Genomic DNA, 16271 nt, shown 5'->3' with positions numbered 1-16271 from the left:
AACGTCGCTCCTTTGCTGCCCGCCGCCTCACACATCGATCCCGTTCGCTAGCAGCCGATCCTTTCGCGCGTCAACAAAATCCGCGACGGTGTAGATCCAATGCTTACGGTACTACTGTCTTCACCATCAGAACTACTACAGCCACTACGAACTTCTCAACACCAGAGGAAACGCAGCGCCTGACTCGATGCAAAGGATTGACCAGCCGACTGTTCCGTTGCCATCGCGTTGTGCTGCGCCTCAGAAGTAACTTTACAAAAGTGTCACAGCGAATCGAATAGGAGCATTCTTAAAGCTCGCTTAGCTCCATAAGAATTTCTCAGACCAACGGCCATCAGAACAAGAATGCACACATAAAAAAACGCCACGGAATCAACTTCCGTGGCGTTCTCACAGACTTACCGCAAACGCCGCAATGCGCGCGGCGTCGCTTCAACCATCAACCTGTCCGCATGACTGCGCGCTCACCCCTTGCGTGCGTTTGCCGAAGCCACCGCGGTCATGTTGATGATCCGGCGCACGGTCGCAGCCGGCGTCAGAACGTGCACCGGCTTTTCCGCGCCCAGCAGGAACGGACCGACCGTCACGCCTTCGCCTCCGATCATCTTCAGCAGGTTGTACGTGATGTTTGCCGCTTCCACGTTCGGCATGATCAGCAGGTTCGCTTCACCGGTCAGCGTCGTGCCCGGGAATGCGGCCTTGCGGACGGCTTCCGACAATGCCGCGTCGCCGTGCATCTCACCGTCGATCTCGAGCGAAGGCGCACGTTCAGCGATCAGCTTGCGAGCTGCGGCCATACGTTGTGACGACGAAGACGGCGCGCTGCCGAAATTCGAATTCGACAGCAACGCAACCTTCGGCGTGATGCCAAACTTTTCGATTTCGCGCGAAGCCAGCATCGTCATGTCGGCGAGCTGTTCGGCGGTCGGCGTTTCATTCACGTACGTATCGCAGATGAAAAGATTGCGGCCCGGCAACATCAGCAGGTTCATTGCAGCGAAGTTCTGCACGTTGTCTGCCTTGCCCAGCACCTGTTCGATGAACTTCAGATGCGCGTGGTACTGGCCGATCATCCCGCAGATCATGCCGTCGGCCTGGCCAAGGCGCACGAGGATCGCGCCGATCAGCGTGTTGAACTTGCGCATCGCGGCCTTCGCGACGTCCGGCGTGACGCCTTCGCGCGCGCCGAGTTCGTGATACGCCTGCCAGCATTGCTGATAGCGCGGATCGTCTTCCGGATCGACAACCTCAAAGTCTTCACCGCACTTCAGCTTCGAGCCCATCTTCTTCAGACGCATCTCGATCACCGACGGACGACCGACCAGAATCGGCTTGGCAATCTTTTCCAGCAGCACGAATTGCGCTGCGCGCAGCACGCGCTCGTCTTCACCTTCGGCGAACACGATACGCGCCACTTCCGACTTCGCCGCGGCGAACACCGGACGCATCACCATGCCGGTACGGTACACGGTGGTGCCGAGTTCTTCGCGGTACGCGTCCATATCCTTGATCGGACGGGTCGCAACGCCCGAGTCCATCGCGGCTTGCGCGACAGCCGGCGCGATCTTGATGATCAGGCGCGGATCGAACGGCTTCGGAATCAGGTAGTCAGGACCGAATTCGAGCGAGTGACCTTCATACGCCTTGGCGACTTCATCGCCCTGGTCGGTTTCTTCTGCCAGCTCCGCAATCGCACGCACGCACGCGAGCTTCATTTCTTCCGTGATTGTGGTTGCGCCGACATCCAGCGCGCCGCGGAAAATGAACGGGAAGCAGAGCACGTTGTTGACCTGGTTCGGGTAGTCCGAACGGCCCGTTGCGATGATGCAGTCCGGACGCACCTTCTTCGCTTCTTCCGGGCGGATTTCCGGTTCCGGATTCGCCAGCGCCAGAATCAGCGGCTGGGTGCCCATCTCGACGACCATTTCCGGCTTCAGCACGCCGGCGCTCGAGCAGCCGAGGAACACGTCAGCGCCGCGAATCGCGTCAGCCAGCGTGCGCGCTTCGGTGTTCGCCGCGTAACGTTCCTTCGACGGATCCAGATTGCCGCGGCCTTCGTAGATCACGCCTTTCGAGTCCGAGACCAGCACGTTCTTTTTCGACAGGCCCAGATTCACCAGCAGATCCAGACACGCGATGGCAGCCGCGCCCGCGCCCGAACACACCAGCTTCACTTCGTCGAGCTTCTTGCCGACCACTTTCAGGCCGTTCAGGATCGCCGCCGAAGCAATGATCGCGGTGCCGTGCTGATCGTCGTGGAAGACCGGAATCTTCATGCGCTCGCGCAGCTTCTTTTCGATGTAGAAGCACTCAGGCGCCTTGATGTCTTCGAGATTGATACCGCCCAACGTAGGCTCGAGCATCGCGATCGCTTCAACCAGCTTGTCCGGGTCGGACTCGGAGAGTTCGATGTCGAACACGTCGATACCGGCGAACTTCTTGAACAGGCAACCCTTGCCCTCCATCACCGGCTTCGCAGCGAGCGGGCCGATATTGCCGAGACCGAGCACGGCTGTACCGTTCGTGACCACACCGACGAGGTTGCCGCGCGAGGTGTACTTCTGCGCGTCGAGCGGGTCTTCGTAGATCGCCATGCAGGCCGCGGCGACGCCCGGCGAGTACGCGAGCGACAAGTCGAGCTGGTTCGACAGTGGCTTGGTAGGCGTGACCGAAATCTTGCCGGGCTTCGGAAACTGGTGGTAGGCGAGAGCGCTTTGCTTAAGTTGTTCGTCCATTTTTTAGCCTGCGAGACGTAAGTAATTGGGCCCGGCACACCGCACCGTTGGCATCGCTTGCATCTATCGAACGGATAATCGACTGCGGCGGTTTTCGCATGCGCCGGTTGAGCGCGGCGTCAAACCTCAGCGGAGGGCAAGACGGTGCGGAGTGCTACGCGGGTCGGTTAGTGTACACCCCGAACGCGTCGATGCACTGAGTGGTTAACATGGCTCGCCATCGGCGAAACACCGGCCAGCAATGCTGCAGCGCCGCATCTGGCGGGCATGGACCGGCCATTGAGCGGGGGACCGCACGTGCCGCATGCCGAGGTCAAGCATGGGTCAGGCGTGAGTCACGCACATGTCATTCGAGCTCGGCGCCGCGTCGTTCGGGGATCAGAAAGAGTGTCGCGAAGATGTCGAGCAGATAGATCGACGCGAGCAAAGCGAGCGCGGCGCCGAACGAATAGCGTGCGGCCAATGCGCCTACGACCACCGGCCCGAAACCGCCGACCGCCCGGCCGACGTTGAACAGCACGTTCTGCGCGGTGGCGCGCGCATCGGTCGGATAAAGCTCGGAGATCAGCGCACCATAGCCTCCGATCATCCCGTTGACGAACACGCCCATCGCCGCGCCGCCGATCAGCAGCGTCATCGGCGTGGTCAGATGGGCGTAGACGAATACCATCACCACCGCGCCGACCTGGTAGAACAGGAACGTCGGCTTGCGGCCGAAACGGTCGGCGGCCATGCCGAACAGCCAGATACCGCACGCCATGCCGAGCACCGTCACGGCGGTCCACACGCCGGACTTGGTCAGCGAATAACCGAACGTCTTCGACAAATAGCTCGGAAGCCAGATCATCAGACCGTAATAGCCGAAGTTCTGTACTGAACACAGAATCGCAACGCCGATGCTGGCGCGCGTAGTACGTCCGTCGGCCACCAGCAATTTGAGCGGCAGCTTGCGCATTCCACGTGCGACGCGCTCGGTAAAAAGCGCCGGCTCCTCGACGCTGCGCCGCACGAAAAACGACACCACGGCAGGCAGTAATCCAAGCGCGAACATACCGCGCCAGCCAATCACCGGCAGCAGGAGCGGCGTCAGCAACGCGGCCGCCAGCACCCCGAGTTGCCACCCCAGCCCGACATAGGAGGAGACGCGCGCCCGCTGCGACGCTGGCCACGCCTCGGCCACCAGCGTCATGCCGATGCCGAACTCACCGCCGAGGCCAATGCCTGCAATGGTCCGATAGGCCAACAGGTCGGTATAACCCTGCGCCAGCGCACACAGTCCGGTGAAGACGGCGAAGATCAGAATCGTCCACGTCAACATCCGCACGCGGCCGAAATAGTCGCTCAACACGCCGAAAATCAGGCCGCCCGCTACCGCGCCGATCAGCGTCCACGTCACGAGAGAGCCTGCCTGCGCCGAGCTCAGATGCAGATCGGCGGCAATCACCGGCAGCATGAAACCGAGGATCAGCAGATCGAAGCCGTCCATCGCGTAACCAAGTACCGAAGCGACCAGCGCGCGGCCGGCATAGCCGCTCCTGGCGGGTTCACGGGTCTCGGTGGCAGAAGAAGCGACAGTCATTGAAAGCATTCCGTAGGACATGGAGGCAGCAACCCTGCAAGCGCCCAGCAAATTCGCGTGAGTGTAAAGGCGCGCCAGGCCGCTCACAAGCGGGCCAAAAAGCAGGCCAAAAAGCAGATCGAAAAACAGCCCGGAACGCAGCAGCAATAGGGCTCTGGACGAACCGCACAAGCCCTGTTCAGCGCCGCCTTTATGACCGTCATTCGCTGCCGGCACGCACGACGGCCTCCTCGGGAGGGGCCGTTTCGGGTAAAATGTCGGGCTACGCGCGCAGCAAAAACTGGCCTGCACTCCACTGACCAGTTGCGTATTTGCCTATCAAGGCGCCGCCCATCATGGCGCGGTTTACCCAGCTTGCTGCGCCACCGGGCCTCGCGCCCGCTTCTCCTCGCTCACACCCAAGGATCCGCCCATGACAGGCTTCGATCGCCAGACGATCTCCGACACGACCGCCAAGATGCTGCTGGAAGTGCAAGCAGTGCACTTCAACGCGGAGAAACCGTACATTTTCACGTCCGGCTGGGCGAGCCCGGTTTATATCGACTGCCGCAAGCTGATCTCGTATCCGCGCGTGCGTCGTGGCCTGATGGAAATGGCCGAAGCCACTATCCTGCGCGACGTCGGCTATGAGCAGATCGACGCGGTCGCCGGTGGCGAAACCGCCGGCATCCCGTTCGCGGCATGGCTGTCCGACCGCCTGATGGTGCCGATGCAATACGTGCGCAAGAAGCCGAAGGGTTTCGGCCGCAACGCGCAGATCGAAGGTTTGCTGACCGAAGGTCAACGCGTCCTGCTGGTCGAAGACTTGACCACGGACAGCCGCAGCAAGATCAACTTCATCAACGCGCTGCGCACTGCCGGCGCAACGGTGAACCACTGCTTCGTGCTGTTCCACTACAACATCTTCAAGGAAAGCGTGTCGGTGCTGAAAGACATCGACGTCGATCTGCACGCGCTTGCCACGTGGTGGGACGTGTTGCGGGTCGCCAAGGCCAACAACTACTTCGATGCCAAGACACTCGACGAAGTGGAAAAATTCCTGCACGCGCCGGCCGAATGGTCCGCGGCACACGGCGGCGCCAACGCGACGCCGCAGTAAGCGCAGCCGCTTGACCCGGATGGAATGAAAAGGCCGCCTGTCGATGGACAGGCGGCCTTTTTTATCGAGCTCGTCCGGCCGGACGAAAGTACGACCGCGCCTAGGGCGCGCTGCCCGTATCGTCGACCGAATGCGACGACAGATTCAGCAAGCCGTTGCTCTGCGCGTACTGGAACAACTCCGAATCGCGATCGATGCCGAGCTTGCGCATTGCCGTGTTCTTCTGCGTGCTGATCGTCTTGATGCTGCGATTGAGCTGCTCCGCAATCTCCTTGATCGTCATGCCGGACACGAACAGGCGCACCACTTCGAGTTCGCGCCGCGACAGCATCACTTCTTCGTTCTTGCCGCCGGCATTCATGCGCAGCGTATCGAGTGACGCCTTGACCGACGGGCTCATGTATTCCAGGTTGCGACTGACGTGCTGCACCGCGAGCCCAATGTGGCTCAGATCGTCCGATTTGTTGACGACCGACGTCACGCCGAGTTCGCTCAACCGTTTGAGCAACGCGGCGTTTTCCAGCATCGTCAGCACGACAATGGGAAGGTCGGGAAAATTGCGGCGCAGATAGCCGATCAACGGCAAACCGTCACCGTATTGGCCGCCTGGCATGGCCAGATCCGTGACGAGCACATCGCACGCCACGGTTTGCAGCACCTTCACCAGTTCGGTTGACTGTCGCGCGCGCGCGACGACCTGCAGGCCTGGAAACTTGAGCAAAGCTTGTTCGGCGCCGAACAGAATCACCGGATGGTCGTCGGCGACCACGACCCTGACTGGATCTTGCATTGCCCTCCCCTCGACAGATAAACCACTCTCCAAAACTTCTGACATACCTTTCTATTCTTGGTACTTGAACTGATCGGACACGCGCCTGTATTCGCGCGAATAATTCCTCCGACTATAGCCGATTTCGCGTCCGCCAAGCCCGCTGGCGGCAACAATGATCCGTCGCAAAGCGAATGTTAGACTTGATTCGACCCTGCGGCACAAAATAGGGACAATAATCCTCGCGAGGACAACCGCCTCGCGCCCTGACAGGAGAACCGGCACATGCGCTCGCGTTGCCTGGTTGTTTCGCTTGCTTCGCCATTCCGCCGTATGCCGTCCCTCACCTGCGCGATGCTGGGTCTCGCGCTATTCGCGGCGCATTGTCCTGACGCATTCGCCGAGGGTGTGTTCACGCTGACCAGCGCCAGCTTCCGCGCGGGCGGTACCGTGGATACGGCTCAGGTTTTCAATCAGGACGACTGCAAAGGCGGCAATCGCTCGCCGCAATTGACGTGGCACGATGCGCCGGCCGGCACACGCAGCTTCGCGGTCACGATATTCGACCAGGATGCGCCCGGCCGCGGCTGGTGGCACTGGGCCGTGGCGGCCATTCCGGCCACCGTCGACAGCTTGCCGGAAAACGCCAGCTCGTCGGGCTTCCTGAAGAAACTCGGCGCGGTCGAAGCACGCAACGACTTCGATATCGACGGCTACGGTGGCCCCTGCCCGCCACCCGGCAAACCTCATCGCTATACCGTCACCGTTTATGCGCTCAGCACCGCGGACCTGCGCCTCGCTCAAGGACGCCCGGCGCTCATGTTCGATCACGAGATCAGCACCGCCACGCTCGGCAGTGCGCGGATGGTGGTGAGCTACGGGCGGTAGCAGCGCCCGTCGACATCTGACTCGAACTGCATCGGCTGCATGCCGACACGCGACTCACACGGCGCCGGGTGCCGCCCGGGCAAGTCGCGCCGTGGGTCGACACATTGATGGGCGCACGGCTTGCATCGTATTGCCGCCGCGGAATTTCTGTCATCCGCGCACGCTAATGTGCAACAGGGCGGCGCAGGCGATGCTTGTCGATGTCGCGTCGCTACATGCGCTTGCACCGTTGCCGTACTTACCTCTGCTTTTTCATCTTGCCGGAGAGTGCTATGTCGAAAATCGTCATCGTTTATCACAGCGGCTACGGCCACACGAAGAAAGTCGCCGAAGCCGTGCTGGCCGGCACGCTCGAAGCCGGCGCGGACGCGAAACTTATGCCGGTCGGCGAGATCGACGACGCGGCCTGGACAGAACTGGCGGCCGCCGACGCCATCATCTTCGGCGCGCCGACCTATATGGGCGGCCCGTCCGCAGACTTCAAGAAATTTGCCGACGCGAGTTCGAAACCGTGGTTCGGCCAGACGTGGAAGGACAAGATCGCGGCCGGCTTCACCAACTCGGCGACCATGAACGGCGACAAGTTTTCGACGATCCAGTACTTCGTCACGCTGGCGATGCAACACAGCATGATCTGGGTGGGCACCGGCATGATGCCGTCGAACACCAAGGCGGCGACGCGGAACGACCTGAACTACGTGGGAGGCTTTACCGGGCTGCTGGCGCAGTCCCCCGCGGATGCGTCGCCGGAAGAGGCGCCGCCCGCCGGCGATCTCGAAACGGCCCGGATGTTCGGCAAGCGCGTCGCGGACGTGACGACGCGGTGGAACGCGGGGGTTCGATAACGCAGCGTCCGAAGGCTCGCGCCGGGAAGGCGCAGCCAAATCGCACGCACTCGAGTTGGGCGTGGCGCTCGCCAGAATGCGTGCTGTGCGCCCCTTGGCAAGCGCCGCTAATTTGCTCGGAACCCACTAGCATCGGCTTGCATCTGTCGCGTAACCGGTCATGCCGATGTCATTTTCGGCGCGCATCGTCGTTTTTTCACCCCGTTTCGCACACCCACTGCCATCACGTCTTAAAATAGCGTTCCGGCGCGGTGTCGCGCCCCGTTTCCAGCAAGCCAGTGAGATCGAGATGAGCACGAAAGTTTTTGTCGACGGACAGGAAGGCACGACCGGCCTGAAGATTTTCGAATACCTGTCGCAACGCGCCGACGTGGAGATCCTGCGTATCGAAGAAGCGAAGCGCAAAGACCTCGAAGAACGCCGTCGTCTCATCAACGCATCGGACGTCACATTCCTGTGCCTGCCGGATGTCGCCTCGCGCGAGTCGGCCTCGCTGGTCGAGAACGACCACACCGTGCTGATCGATGCCAGCACGGCCTTCCGCACATCAGCCGACTGGGCCTACGGCCTGCCCGAACTGGCCCACTCGCAACGCGAGCGTCTGCGCACGGCGAAACGCATCGCCGTGCCAGGCTGCCATGCATCGGCCTTCGTGCTGGCCATGCGTCCGCTCGTCGAAGCAGGCGTCGTAGCGCCGGAGTTCGCCGCGCACGCTTACTCGATCACCGGTTACAGCGGCGGCGGCAAGAAGATGATCGCCGACTACGAAGTCGGCGGTAACGACAAGCTCAAGAGCCCGCGCCCTTACGCACTCGGCCTCACGCACAAGCATCTGCCGGAAATGGCGGCGCATACGGGCCTGAAGTCGGCACCGGTGTTCACGCCGATCGTCGGCGACTTCTACAAGGGTCTCGCGGTCACCACGTTCTTCTCGCCGAACCAACTGGCCAAGAAGGCCACGCCGCAAGACGTACAGGCGCTGTTCGCCGAGTACTACGCGGGTGAGGCATTCGTGAACGTCGCGCCGTTCGACGCGGAAGCAAACCTCGACAGCGGCTTCTTCGACGTACAGGCGAACAACGACACCAACCGTGTCGACCTGTTCGTGTTCGGCAATGAAGAGCGCTTCGTGACGGTCGCGCGCCTCGATAACCTCGGCAAGGGTGCATCGGGCGCGGCAATCCAGTGCATGAACCTCGCGATCGGCGCCGACGAAGAAGCCGGCTTGAAACGCTGAGCAAGTTCGAGATACAGACGGCATCCGCTGTCAATCCGCCCAAAAAAGCCGGTCTTTCCAGACCGGCTTTTCTGTTTTAAAAACCCGCCTTCAGAATTCCTCTTTCGCAGTTAATCAGTAGTAGCCCGCATTACTTTAAAAAGAAAAATCGGACTGCTCATCAACTGACGGTAATTCATTCCTCAAATTGACCCGCACAGCATAGTTTTCCGCATAGGGAAACTCCGGATATTTTCTCGAACGGTCGTTCGAAGATGATAGAGCCATTTTGCTGTAACGCTTACCTGGCAAGGATGTGCGGCGAAGCAACGGCGCCGCCGGCGAAGCAAAAATTCCTTTTTTGTTTAAAAGGGCCCCCGGGCCCCGCGTAGTGAGCGTCCGGCAAAAAATGCACTGTTTGAATCGGTCTTTTTAGACGGCTCATTCAATTGACAGGCATTAACTGCGCAGCGAAATTAGTTCGCACAATTACATGAAGGGAGACAGCAGCATGTCGCACGGCATTACTCGAGGCCTGGCGATGGCCATCGCCACGGCCCCATTCCTCATCGCTTGTGGCGGCGGCAAGGCCGACAATCCCGGCACGATCAGCGCACCGCAATGCTCGGGCTCGAGCTGCGGCGTGCAAGGTCCGCCGACTTCGAACGCCGGTACTACTGCGTTGTGTCCGGCCACTGCCGACATCGTTAAAACGACGTATCTCGGTGGCGCTGGTAGTGGCGAAGTCGTGCAGGTGAACATCGACGCGACTGCGATGACGTACACGCTGAAGTGGCTTGAGTCGCCGATTCCGTTGACGAGTGCAAGCGTCGAAGTCACGCGAGCCGGTACGCAAATCACGGGCGCCGTGATCCACCCGCCGACCGGCGCGCTGCCGACCGCGGAACAGACGCGTTGCGCATTCATTCTTGGCAAAGGCACCGGCACCGCCTCCGATGGCACCACTTACACGACGCCCGACTTCGTGAACAATCCGAATCCGCCGACGATCCTCGTGGGCCAAGGCGTAGCCGGCGGCGGCATTCCGGGCGCAACGGTGCAATACGCCGGCGCACTGGGCTTAGGCATCGGCGCCGTGAACAAGCGTCATTTCGACTTTTACCCGTTCCTCGGCTTCGCCAGCACCACAACCGATATCACGAAGCTGCCAGGCACTTACAACGGCCTGCTTTATCACCTCTCGCCGACCGCGAATTACGAAACCGTTGCCACCAGCTCGGTGGAGACGTTCGATGCGAGCGGTAACTGTACATCGTCGAGTTCAAGTGGCTGTCTGACGACTGGCGCCGCACTCACACTCAACAGCAACGGCTATTTCGACAGCGCGACTCCGCCGCAAATCGTCAATGGTGGCAATCCAGCGCCGCTGCGTACCGACAAATCCGGCACAGCTCACATGATCATCGGTCAGGTCAATGGCGCAACAGTGCCGCTGGTGGTTCGCACCGGGCACGTCAAAATCGCCAGCCTGTCGGTCGATGACGAATCAGGCATTGCAATGCTCGCCGCAGCCACACCGCTTGCATCCGGCGGCTTCGACGGCGGTTATGTCGGCGCGGATTCGAACTTCAAGTCGACCGCGACTTTGATCCAGGGAGGCGTGGGCACCTTCATCAATCCGTCGACTTCCGCGGCGGAAGACGGCTTCGGCCTGGGCTACGGTCTGCCGAGCCCAGGACTGGTCGGCGTCCAGCAAGCAAACGGCCAGACCGGTTTGGCGATCGCCTCGGGCGGACTGTACGCGATCGAAATTCAAGGGACCGTCAACGGCGGCATCACGTCGACGTCGGCCAATTCGGATACGCCGAACGCCCCCTACTTCGGCATCGGCGCTCGGATCAGCAAATAAGGAACGAAGGACCGGGTATTCGCAGCACGAGACATAAATAGAGCAAAAAGGTGGCAGGACTGGGAGCCGGCCACACACAACGAGAAAATTCTGGAGGCGGTATGAAATGGAGAATCCTTTCGGTGCTCGCTCTTGCAGCACCGTTACTGGGGGCATGCAGTGGTGGTGGCGGCAACGGCGATGGACCGGTAACGGAAGTTCGCCTGTGTCCTGCGTCGCTCGACTACGGCACGGTGTTCACGGGCGGCGGCGGTGACGGTGAACTGGTCAAGCTGCAGATGGACACGACCAAGATGACCTGGCAGATCAACTACATCGAGTCGCCGATCCCGGCGACCAACGGCACCGTCGCGCCGACTCGCGCCGGCCAGAGCGCAAGCGGCACGCTGACGCAGGAAACCCAGCTGCCGACCAACAAGCTCAATCAGTGTGCCTTCCGCCTGAACGGCGCGAGCCTCGACCCGAATCGTCCGGCGCGGATTTTTGTGGGCGAAGGCGTGGCCGGTGGCACGATCCCGGGGGCGGAAATTTCGTTCGCCGGGATTCTCGGCGTGGGCGCGGTACCCGACACCAAGTTCCCGTACTACCCGTTCATCGGCTTCTCGTCGATTGAAACGAACCTCGCGAACGTGGCCGGCACCTATAACCAGCTCGGCTATCACCAGGTTCCGTCGCAGAACTTCGCGCCGGTCGCGGTCGATACGAAGATCACGATCAACGCGGACGGCACATGGACCGAGTGCGACAACTCCGGTGTCAACGCGGGCTCCTGCCAACAGCCGGGTACGAACTTCGTGCAGTCGTCGGACGGCAGCGGCGCATTCGAAACCGACAAGTTCCTGGGCCAGGCCAAACCGACGCTCGCCACGACGCCCAAGGCGCGCGGCTACATGATCGTCGGCAAGCTGCGCAATCAGGTGGTGCCGATCCTGGTGCGAACCGGCGCGGCGAACTCGTCGGTGACAACGCCGGTGAATGGCGAACTCGGCCCGTACGCGGACGATGAATCGGGCATCTCGATTCTGGCGCTGCAAAGCTCGATCGCGGTGAACTCACAAAACGGCGAGTACATCGGCGTGGATAGCCAGTTCGACTATCGCACCACCGCGCTCGAAGGCGTGCAGGCCACGCTGCTCGATCCGTTCAACCCATCACAGGCATCGCTTGCGACGGCGCTGAATCTGAGCTTCACGCAGACCGTGCCGGGTGTCGTGACGACAACGCAAGTGGGCGCCTCGACGGGCACCACGCCGACCGGAAAGATGATCTTCACGGGTGGCGTGTTCGGCTACCTCGATCTGACCAACGCGGCCTCGCCGTACTTCACGATCGGCGCCTTCGTCCAGTAATGGACGCAGCATGCGCCGCCGACACGCAACGAGGCGTTCGCGTCCCGGCTGCTGCGCACAGCAATAGCGCAGCAGCCGGCGTCCACCCAGTATCCAGCGCACCGGCTGGGCCGCGAGGCCGCCGTCGCTCGCCGCGCGAGACGAACGCAACGCGCGCCCCAGGGAGGAACAACATGAAAAAAATCTATTTCGCGCTACTGGCCGCTTGCCTGTCGGTCAGTGCGCACGCACAACACGCCGGCGACAACGTCGCCGTGCTCGGCTGGTTCCACGTCATGCCGCAGGATTCGAGCACGCCGCTGACCACCACCGTCGCCCCGACGCCAATCAATACACCGCTGCGTCTGCCGAGCTCGTTCACGTCTTCCGGCACGGGGTTGTCGACCAGTACGGCCAATACCGTCGGCCTCGTATTCAGCCACTACCTCACCGATCACATCGCCGTGTCGACAGTGGCGGGCGTACCACCGGTTTTCAAGCTCTACGGGCACGGCACCGTCAAGCCGCCGGGACCGGCAGGCGCACTCGGTCAGCAGAACCTGGGCGATCCGCAGGCCAATCCGATCGTGAAGAGCGTGCGCCAATGGAGCCCGGCACTGCTGTTCCAGTATTACTTCAATGCGCCGACGGCCCATTTCAGGCCGTTCGTGGGTATCGGCGTGTCGTATAACTGGTTCTCCGACGTTCAACTGAGCCAGAACTTCGTGACCGCGACGCAGAACAATCTCGGCTCAGTGCTGGCCGCCGGCGCGGGCAAGCCCGGACAGACGCAGGTGTCGGCGAAGGCGTCGTCGTCCTGGCAGCCGGTGTTCAATGCGGGTCTCTCGTACAACATCACCGATCATTGGGGCCTTGTGGCTTCGGTCACGTACATTCCGCTGAAGACCACCTCGTCGGTCATCATCAAGGCGGCGGACGGCACGGAATTGGGTGTCTCGAAGGCAGAGCTGAAAGCCGATCCGATCATTTCGTTCCTGGCCGTGTCCTACAAGTTCTGAGTTCGACGCAGATACGACAAAGCCGGCGGCCCCGCGGAGGGTCAGCCGGCGTTGTCTTTTCTGGGGGACGCTGGAAATTCAGGGCAAAAAAAAGCCCGCCTAAGCCGGCGGGCTGAATCCATATCAGAGGAGACATGGAGGAGACAAGACGAACTATAGCAAATCATTTGGTGCGTCGCAACATACAAATTAGGGTTGACCCTCGGCGTTGTATGGACGCAACAACTCTCGCAACGTTTTGCGAGCTGCGTCGACTGCGCACGCGCGAGTCCGCCGTTCGCCTAGTGGCGCACCAGCGCCATCGTCGCGCCGAAGCCGACGAACACGCCGCCCGTCAGACGATTAAACATCCTGGCGACGCTGCGGCTCTTCAACCTGGCCCCAATCCGCGTGCCGAAACCGGCGTACACGAGGTACCAACTCACCTCGATGACCGCGAAAGTAGCGACGAGCACGCCGAACTGCGGCAGCTTGGGCTGCGCGGCATCAATGAATTGCGGCAGCAGCGCGGCAGCGAACAGGATGGCTTTCGGGTTGCTGCCCGCCACGAGGAAGCCATTGCGAAACAACGCGAAGCGCGAACGCGCGGGTTTGACGGAGAGTTCGTCGACCGCGCCCGCAGCACCTTCGTCAGCCGGCGCCCGCCACGCCTTGATGCCCAGATAGACGAGGTACGCCGCACCGATCATCCGCAGTGCGTTGAACATCGTCGGCCAAGCCGCGAGAAAGACGCCGAGGCCGGCCGCCGACACCGCCAGCATCAACACAAGCGCCGAAAGGCAGCCGGCCATGGTCGCGCTGGAACGGCGCAGGCCGTGCTGGGCGCCGTGCGTCATCACCAGCAGCATGTTCGGACCGGGAATCGCGGAAACGACGAAAACAGTGGCGACGAACAGCCACCAAGTATGCAGGCTCATTGGGAATCGAAGTGAATAGGGATCGGACGGCCATTATGCCCGCCTAGGCGAATCCGCAGCGACACTCCCATCGCGCGAATCTCGGCGCGCAAGCGCTGCAACCTTACGGCGAAGCACGCCAGCCCAGCAGCCGAGTCCGGGCTCCGCTACGAAAGCCGGGGCGCGCCGTAAAGCGCGGCGCCCCAAGCTCCCGCTCAGCGCCCTGCCCGCCGCGCCGCCACCTGGCCCAGCACCGCGAAGTCCTTCTCGCCGTCGCCATGCGCTACCGCTTCGATCAGACTGTCACGCACGACACTCGCAATCGGCAGCGGTGTGTTGACCGCGTCCGCAGCCGCCAGCGCAAGGCGGAGGTCCTTCAGTCCGAGGCGCGCCTTGAACAGGGCCGGCTCGTAGCGCTGCTCCGCGATCAACTTGCCGTAGCCCGAATAGACCGGTCCCGGGAACAGGCCGCTCGTGATGACGTCGAGGAAATCCTGCATTGCGAGGCCGTGGCCGGTCACGAGCGTGGCCGCCTCGCCGAGCGTCTCGACCGCCGCGCCCAACATGAAGTTAGCCGCGAGTTTCATCACGTTCGCCTGTTGCGGCAGCGAACCGATGCGCCAGGTTTTCTGGCCGATGGCGTCGAAAATCGGCTGCACGCGGTCGATCGACTCGGCCGGGCCGCCCGCTACGATCGTCAGCTTGCCCGCCGCCGCGACGTCGGGCCGCCCCATCACCGGTGCGGCGACGTAATGGACGCCGCGCGAGGCGTGCGCCGTCGCCAGTTCCTCGGCCAGCGCCACCGAGATCGTCGCCATGTTCACGTGGATCAGGCCGCGCGGGGCGTGTTCCAGCAGCGATGCGGTGATGACTTCGCGCAGTGCGGTATCGTCGGCGAGCATCGAGAACACGGCGTCGCCCGCAAACGCTTCGGCGGGCGTCGCGACGACCCGCGCACCTGCGTCGGCGAGCGGCTGCGCGCGTTCCGGCGAGCGGTTCCACACGCGCACCTGATGCCCGGCTTTCAAAATGTTTGCAACCATCGCGGCGCCCATCTCGCCGAGACCGATAAAACCGATGTCCATCTGTCGCTCCGTCTTCTAAAGAACTGGAAGTAAAGCACACCCATGCGACACGTGCAGGACAGCGCGCAATTAAACACGGTGCGATACTGATGCGATGGTCACAGCGACATTCCGCTTCTATGAGGAGCTGAACGATTTTCTCGCCCGGCCCCTGCGCCGGCGCGCGTTCAGTTGCGCCTGCGCGCGCGGCGCGACCGCGAAACATATGATCGAAGTGCTCGGCGTGCCGCATACCGAGGTCGAACTGATTCTGGTGAACGGCGAGTCGGTCGGTTTCAATCATCCGCTCTCGGACGGCGATCGCATCGCCGTTTATCCGAAGTTTGAAGCGCTCGACATCCAGCCACTATTGCGCGTGCGCGAACATCCGCTGCGCGTGGTGCGCTTCATTGCCGATGCGCATCTGGGCGGTCTCGCACCGCTGCTGCGGCTTGCCGGCTTCGACACGCTGTACGACAACCACTATCCCGACGCAGATATCGAAGCGCTCGCCGCAGCACAACAGCGCATCGTACTGACACGCGATCGGGAGCTATTAAAACGCCGCGCCATCACGCATGGCTGCTACGTACGCACACTGCGGCCGCGTGAGCAATTGCGCGAAGTGTTTGAACGGCTCGATCTGGCCGGCAGCGCGCAGCCGTTCCGTTTGTGTCTGATGTGCAATGCGCCGCTGCGGCGTATCGCCAAAGATGAAGTCGGCGATCGGGCGCCCGATGGCGTGCTGGAACGGCATAACCAGTTCGTCACCTGCGACGTGTGCCGCCGAGTGTTCTGGGAAGGCACGCACTGGCAACGCATGCGTGCGCTGATGGACAGCGTGGCCGGCGCGCCGGAACCGCCGATTTGAACGCCGCTCGACGTCTCAGACGCCACACGGTCTGAGCACCGCGCCAACGCCGCTCGGGTGCGGAATCGGCGCCGCTCGCTCGTCGCGCGGCG

13 protein-coding genes are annotated in these 16271 nt (G+C 62.0%); 8 read left to right on the top strand and 5 right to left on the bottom strand.

All coding sequences use genetic code 11. The annotated features are described in order from the left end of the window. Positions 1-464 precede the first annotated feature (464 nt). Positions 465-2735 (bottom strand): NADP-dependent malic enzyme, encoded by a 2271-nt coding sequence (locus M0D67_RS12170; protein WP_266238878.1) that lies wholly within the window; start codon positions 2733-2735, stop codon positions 465-467. Between the two features lie 346 nt (positions 2736-3081). Continuing rightward, on the bottom strand, positions 3082-4314 hold the full coding sequence (locus M0D67_RS12165) for an MFS transporter (protein ID WP_171928497.1): 1233 nt from the start codon (positions 4312-4314) through the stop codon (positions 3082-3084). Positions 4315-4726: 412 nt separating this feature from the next. Here M0D67_RS12165 and M0D67_RS12160 point away from each other — a divergent pair, with 412 nt between their 5' ends. Continuing rightward, positions 4727-5413: an orotate phosphoribosyltransferase gene (locus tag M0D67_RS12160; protein ID WP_154566346.1), complete on the top strand. Its 687-nt coding sequence runs from the start codon at positions 4727-4729 to the stop codon at positions 5411-5413. Between the two features lie 100 nt (positions 5414-5513). Here M0D67_RS12160 and M0D67_RS12155 read toward each other — a convergent pair whose 3' ends face one another. After that, positions 5514-6203 (bottom strand): response regulator, encoded by a 690-nt coding sequence (locus tag M0D67_RS12155; protein ID WP_171928498.1) that lies wholly within the window; start codon positions 6201-6203, stop codon positions 5514-5516. A gap of 264 nt (positions 6204-6467) precedes the next feature. Here M0D67_RS12155 and M0D67_RS12150 point away from each other — a divergent pair, with 264 nt between their 5' ends. The 6 genes from M0D67_RS12150 to M0D67_RS12125 all read left to right on the top strand — a co-directional run bounded on the left by M0D67_RS12150 (position 6468) and on the right by M0D67_RS12125 (position 13348). Then, on the top strand, positions 6468-7070 hold the full coding sequence (locus tag M0D67_RS12150) for a YbhB/YbcL family Raf kinase inhibitor-like protein (RefSeq protein ID WP_154566345.1): 603 nt from the start codon (positions 6468-6470) through the stop codon (positions 7068-7070). Positions 7071-7342: 272 nt separating this feature from the next. Further along, positions 7343-7915: a flavodoxin family protein gene (locus tag M0D67_RS12145; RefSeq protein WP_154566344.1), complete on the top strand. Its 573-nt coding sequence runs from the start codon at positions 7343-7345 to the stop codon at positions 7913-7915. Between the two features lie 289 nt (positions 7916-8204). Beyond that, positions 8205-9152, top strand: coding sequence for an N-acetyl-gamma-glutamyl-phosphate reductase (argC, locus tag M0D67_RS12140; RefSeq protein WP_154566343.1), 948 nt, complete (start codon positions 8205-8207; stop codon positions 9150-9152). A gap of 490 nt (positions 9153-9642) precedes the next feature. Then, a complete protein-coding gene (locus M0D67_RS12135) occupies positions 9643-11001 on the top strand; it encodes a DUF2957 domain-containing protein (RefSeq protein WP_171928500.1) in 1359 nt (452 codons plus the stop codon). 101 nt (positions 11002-11102) lie between these two features. Then, a complete protein-coding gene (locus M0D67_RS12130) occupies positions 11103-12350 on the top strand; it encodes a DUF2957 domain-containing protein (protein ID WP_154566341.1) in 1248 nt (415 codons plus the stop codon). 173 nt (positions 12351-12523) lie between these two features. Further along, the gene (locus M0D67_RS12125; RefSeq protein WP_154566340.1) at positions 12524-13348 is read left to right on the top strand and encodes an OmpW family protein; all 825 of its coding nucleotides are present in this window, start codon (positions 12524-12526) and stop codon (positions 13346-13348) included. A 281-nt stretch (positions 13349-13629) separates the two neighbouring features. On the opposite strand, the gene M0D67_RS12120 is transcribed toward M0D67_RS12125, so the two are convergent. Continuing rightward, positions 13630-14265, bottom strand: coding sequence for a LysE family translocator (locus M0D67_RS12120; protein WP_266238877.1), 636 nt, complete (start codon positions 14263-14265; stop codon positions 13630-13632). 194 nt (positions 14266-14459) lie between these two features. Next, positions 14460-15329, bottom strand: a complete 870-nt coding sequence (locus M0D67_RS12115) for an NAD(P)-dependent oxidoreductase (RefSeq protein ID WP_266238876.1) — start codon at positions 15327-15329, stop codon at positions 14460-14462. Positions 15330-15423: 94 nt separating this feature from the next. Between M0D67_RS12115 and M0D67_RS12110 the strand changes: the two genes are divergently transcribed. After that, positions 15424-16179, top strand: a complete 756-nt coding sequence (locus M0D67_RS12110) for a Mut7-C RNAse domain-containing protein (protein ID WP_154566337.1) — start codon at positions 15424-15426, stop codon at positions 16177-16179. The last annotated feature ends 92 nt before the right edge of the window (positions 16180-16271 follow it).

Source organism: Paraburkholderia sp. SECH4 (assembly GCF_030511745.1).
GTDB lineage: Bacteria > Pseudomonadota > Gammaproteobacteria > Burkholderiales > Burkholderiaceae > Paraburkholderia > Paraburkholderia madseniana.
This window is presented reverse-complemented; position numbering and strand designations above follow the sequence as displayed.

Coding starts and splice junctions, on each gene's coding strand:
- M0D67_RS12110 (WP_154566337.1), top strand. CDS start 15,424: ATGGTCACAGCGACATTCCGCTTCTATGAGGAGCTGAACGATTTTCTC.
- M0D67_RS12150 (WP_154566345.1), top strand. CDS start 6,468: ATGCGCTCGCGTTGCCTGGTTGTTTCGCTTGCTTCGCCATTCCGCCGT.
- M0D67_RS12120 (WP_266238877.1), bottom strand. CDS start 14,265: ATGAGCCTGCATACTTGGTGGCTGTTCGTCGCCACTGTTTTCGTCGTT.
- M0D67_RS12160 (WP_154566346.1), top strand. CDS start 4,727: ATGACAGGCTTCGATCGCCAGACGATCTCCGACACGACCGCCAAGATG.
- M0D67_RS12130 (WP_154566341.1), top strand. CDS start 11,103: ATGAAATGGAGAATCCTTTCGGTGCTCGCTCTTGCAGCACCGTTACTG.
- M0D67_RS12135 (WP_171928500.1), top strand. CDS start 9,643: ATGTCGCACGGCATTACTCGAGGCCTGGCGATGGCCATCGCCACGGCC.
- M0D67_RS12165 (WP_171928497.1), bottom strand. CDS start 4,314: ATGACTGTCGCTTCTTCTGCCACCGAGACCCGTGAACCCGCCAGGAGC.
- argC (WP_154566343.1), top strand. CDS start 8,205: ATGAGCACGAAAGTTTTTGTCGACGGACAGGAAGGCACGACCGGCCTG.
- M0D67_RS12170 (WP_266238878.1), bottom strand. CDS start 2,735: ATGGACGAACAACTTAAGCAAAGCGCTCTCGCCTACCACCAGTTTCCG.
- M0D67_RS12125 (WP_154566340.1), top strand. CDS start 12,524: ATGAAAAAAATCTATTTCGCGCTACTGGCCGCTTGCCTGTCGGTCAGT.
- M0D67_RS12115 (WP_266238876.1), bottom strand. CDS start 15,329: ATGGACATCGGTTTTATCGGTCTCGGCGAGATGGGCGCCGCGATGGTT.
- M0D67_RS12155 (WP_171928498.1), bottom strand. CDS start 6,203: ATGCAAGATCCAGTCAGGGTCGTGGTCGCCGACGACCATCCGGTGATT.
- M0D67_RS12145 (WP_154566344.1), top strand. CDS start 7,343: ATGTCGAAAATCGTCATCGTTTATCACAGCGGCTACGGCCACACGAAG.